We start from the raw sequence: 3,534 nt of genomic DNA, 5'->3' as shown, positions 1-3,534 counted from the left end.
CTTCGGCGGACAGCTGCATATTGTTGAGCCGCTCTGCCTGAAGGGAAAGGGCGGTCATGGGGCTGCGCAATTCGTGTGCGGCATCGGCGATAAAGCGTTGCTGTTGGCGGACGTTTTCGTCGGTACGCTGCAACAGGTTGTTGATAGCGACGACAAAGCCTTGGATTTCGCTGGGAATGTCTTGCGTGTCCATCGGCGAGAGGTCGTTGATTTGGCGCTGTTCTAAATCGTTGGACAGGGTTTTGACGGAACGCATGGCGCGGTGGGTAATCCAGACGGTGAGTAGGATAATCAGGGGTAGGGCGAGGAGCATGGGGAGGATGCTCTGCACGGCGGCCATTTCGGCCAGCTCTTCACGGTAGTCGCTTTCCTGCATGACGGCGATGCGGCCTTGCTTGGTATTACGGGTATAAACGCGGTAGTAATCGTCGTCGTCATCAGCCTGAATGGTGTGCAGGCCGTCTGAAATCTGCTCAGGCAGGCTGACAATGGGGTTGGGCGTATTGGGAAATTGAACGGAAATCTTGTTGTCGTTGTCGAGCGAGTGCTTCTCGTCATCGGCATCGCTCGGGTCGAGATAGTTCGCGACTTGGCGCAACAGGTCGTCTTGAACCTCTTGGGTCTCGTGATAAGTATCGTAATATGAAAATATGCCTGCAAGAATGGAGAGGGGCTGGAGCATACAGATCAGGGCGAGGCTGATCTTAACTTGCAGGGATTGTTTGATGGTGTGGATAAGGCGTTGCATGGTTTGTGTGTTGGTGTTGTTTTGGTTTTTCAGACGGCCTGGTTGTTTTGTGCAACTAGCCAGCCGACCCCGCGGACGTTTTGAATCGCTTCTTTGCCGAGTTTTTTGCGTAAGGCGTGAATTAGGAAGTCAACGGCGTTGCTTTCAACTTCTTCACCCCAGCCGTAGATTTTGTCTTCCAAATCGCTGCGCGACAGAATCACGCCCGGACGCAGTAGCAGGGCTTGGAGGACGGCAAATTCTTTGTTGCTGAGCATGATGGCCTGTTCCTGCCCGACCACTTCCGCCTGATGGGTGGAAGGGTTGAGCGTGATGATGCCGTTGCTCAGCAGCGTTTGCGTCTGCCCACCGTGTCGGCGCAATACGGCGCGCATACGGGCTTGCAGTTCCGCCATGTCGAAGGGTTTGACGATGTAGTCGTCTGCGCCGCCGTCTAGGCCGGTGAGGCGGCTGTGCAAATCATCGCGCGCGGTCACGATTAAGACAGGGACGGTACAGCCGCCGCTGCGGATTTGCGCCAATACGTCCAAACCGTCTTTGCCGGGCAAACCCAAATCCAAGAGCAGCAAATCGTATGCCTGCGCCGCCACTGTTGCGGCAACTTCTGAACCGCGGCTGACCCAATCGACAGCGTAGCCGGTGTCTTTCAGGTTAGCACTGACGGCTTGGGCAATCATGGCATCGTCTTCAACCAATAATACGCGCATGGAAGTTCTCCGGAGGGTGGGTGGATAGTGATTATAACTGCACTCAATTAGTAAAAATTTAGGAACTGTCGAAAAACTGATTTTTTGCAAAAGATGAGGCCGTCTGAAATTTTGTTTTTCAGACGGCCTGTATGCTTCAATCCCGATTATTTAGGGTTTTTCTCAATCAAGGCGACCAATTGGTCGATATAGCCTTGAACAAAGCCGCGCGCGGATTCGATGAGCTGGCCGTTGTCGTCAAACAGGGTAGGCGAGTTGCCGAGGAACACTTCCGGTTGGCCGGTCAGCGGCATATCGAAATACGAAAGGGCAAGGCGCAGATTTTTTTGCGCGCTATAGCCGCCCATTTTGCCGACTGAATGGCTGATGATACCGGCAGGTGTTTTTTTCCAGGCAACATCGGCATTGGGTTTGGAGCCGATATCGATGGCGTTTTTCAGGCAGGCCGGGACAGTACGGTTGTTTTCGGAAGTCACGAACAATACGCCGGCAGAGGCTTTGATGGTTTCACGGAATTCGGTATAGCTGGACGGAGTAGGGAAGTCGGTAACGGCAGGATCGTCGTAGTCGAAGTTGTACAAAGGCAAATGGCCGATTTCGACGATTTGCGCTTCGTAGCCTTCGGGGAACATGGGAATGACGTTTTGTGCGATTTTGCGTGCAAACGAGCCTTTACGCAGACTGCCGACCAAGATGCTGACTTTCTTTGACATGCTTTTCTCCTGTTTAATAATAAAAATGAAAACAATTCTAAATTTTAGTGTTATCTGGGGAAGCGGTCAAGGTTTCAGACGGCCTGTCAAAATGGTTTATGCTAAAATAACGGTCTCGCTGATATTTCAAATTATTATGCACGCTTCTGATTCACAAGAGGGCGAAACGGCACACGAATACTATGCCGACAATCCCGACTTTCCTGCTAAAACCATTGTCGCCACCTTATTCATCGGCGCATTTTTCGGTTATCTCAATGACACGTTGCTGAATGTCGCACTCACGCCGATTATGAAGGATTTTGGTGTCGATAAGACCACGGTTCAATGGCTGACGACGGGTTTTTTGCTGGTCATGGGGGCATTTACGCCGATTACGGCAGGCGTGATTCAATGGTTTGAAACGCGCAAAATGGTGCTGGTGGGCAAATATTTGACGGTCAATTTGAGCAACATCAGCCGTCCGAAAATTGATATGTTGTCGGCTGTGCTGTCGATTGCGGGCTTCGGCGGGCTGGTTTATGCGAGCAGTAATTTTGCCCATATGCCGTTGGTGGAATTTATCCTGCTCTTTGCCGCTTCCGTTGTGCTGGTGGGTTGGTTTGCGCACCGTCAATTCCGTTTGGCTACGCCGTTGTTGAACCTTCGTGCGTTTGAATACAAACAGTTCGGATATTGCGTTGTGATTTTGGCCGGTGCGATATTCCTGTTCTTGGGCTTGGAATTGATGGTGCCGATGTACACGCAGCAAGTGCTGATGCTGACCGGTACGGCAACCGGCTTGATCCTGATGCCTGCGAGTATTGCCCAAGCGGTTGCCGCGCCGTTGTTTGGCAAATTGTTGGACAAAAAGGGCGGACGTTTTGTCGTCTTGCCGGCAACAGTGATGCTGGTGGTGTCGCTGGCGGTATTGTGGCTGTTTCTGCGGATTGATACGCAAGTGGTAATGTTGACGGCGATGTTTACGCTGTTGGCGCTTTCCGTGTCTGCTTGTGTAACCGGCGAAACTCATGGTCTGAACGCGTTGCCGAAAACACTTAATCCGCACGGTGCGGCTATTCTGACTACCATCAACCCGATTGCCGGTGCCATCGGTGCGGCGTTTTTTGTCGGTGCGACCAATATCGGTGAGAAACTTTCCAGCGCAGATATGCCGCAACAGGCAATGTTGGATGGTATTCATTTGGCGATGGGTTGCGCTTTGGTTGTCGGTGTTGTGGTCGTCATGTTTGCTTTGCGTTTGAAAGCGCATCAGAAATAAATAAAAGGTCGTCTGAAACGTTCAGACGGCCTAAGTACCTCGTAAGAATTTATAAGATTTTGTAACACAATGAAGTTGAAAAGTATTTTATCAGTTGGCCTGATG

4 protein-coding genes are annotated in these 3,534 nt (G+C 51.4%); 1 reads left to right on the top strand and 3 read right to left on the bottom strand.

All coding sequences use genetic code 11. The features are described 5' to 3' along the window. The 3 genes from ACTHUT_RS15680 to ACTHUT_RS15670 all read right to left on the bottom strand — a co-directional run. A partial coding sequence (locus tag ACTHUT_RS15680; RefSeq protein ID WP_440419004.1) for a histidine kinase dimerization/phospho-acceptor domain-containing protein occupies nt 1–748 on the bottom strand: 748 nt, incomplete at its 3' end. Between the two features lie 29 nt (nt 749–777). Further along, complete coding sequence (locus ACTHUT_RS15675; RefSeq protein WP_250599581.1) at nt 778–1,455, bottom strand: response regulator; 678 nt, start codon at nt 1,453–1,455, stop codon at nt 778–780. Between the two features lie 146 nt (nt 1,456–1,601). Further along, a complete protein-coding gene (locus tag ACTHUT_RS15670; RefSeq protein ID WP_070829674.1) occupies nt 1,602–2,168 on the bottom strand; it encodes an NADPH-dependent FMN reductase in 567 nt (188 codons plus the stop codon). A gap of 136 nt (nt 2,169–2,304) precedes the next feature. Between ACTHUT_RS15670 and ACTHUT_RS15665 the strand changes: the two genes are divergently transcribed. Beyond that, entirely contained in the window at nt 2,305–3,429 is a 1,125-nt protein-coding gene (locus ACTHUT_RS15665; RefSeq protein ID WP_250599583.1) for a hypothetical protein, read from the top strand. The last annotated feature ends 105 nt before the right edge of the window (nt 3,430–3,534 follow it).

The sequence above is a fragment of the Neisseria sp. P0022.S010 genome (genome assembly GCF_051956635.1).
Note: the sequence above shows the minus strand (reverse complement) of the source record. Positions and strands in the feature narration are given on the sequence as shown.

Excerpts from the sequence above, each read along its gene's own strand:
- ACTHUT_RS15675 (WP_250599581.1), bottom strand. The coding sequence starts at position 1,455 with ATGCGCGTATTATTGGTTGAAGACGATGCCATGATTGCCCAAGCCGTC.
- ACTHUT_RS15670 (WP_070829674.1), bottom strand. The coding sequence starts at position 2,168 with ATGTCAAAGAAAGTCAGCATCTTGGTCGGCAGTCTGCGTAAAGGCTCG.
- ACTHUT_RS15665 (WP_250599583.1), top strand. The coding sequence starts at position 2,305 with ATGCACGCTTCTGATTCACAAGAGGGCGAAACGGCACACGAATACTAT.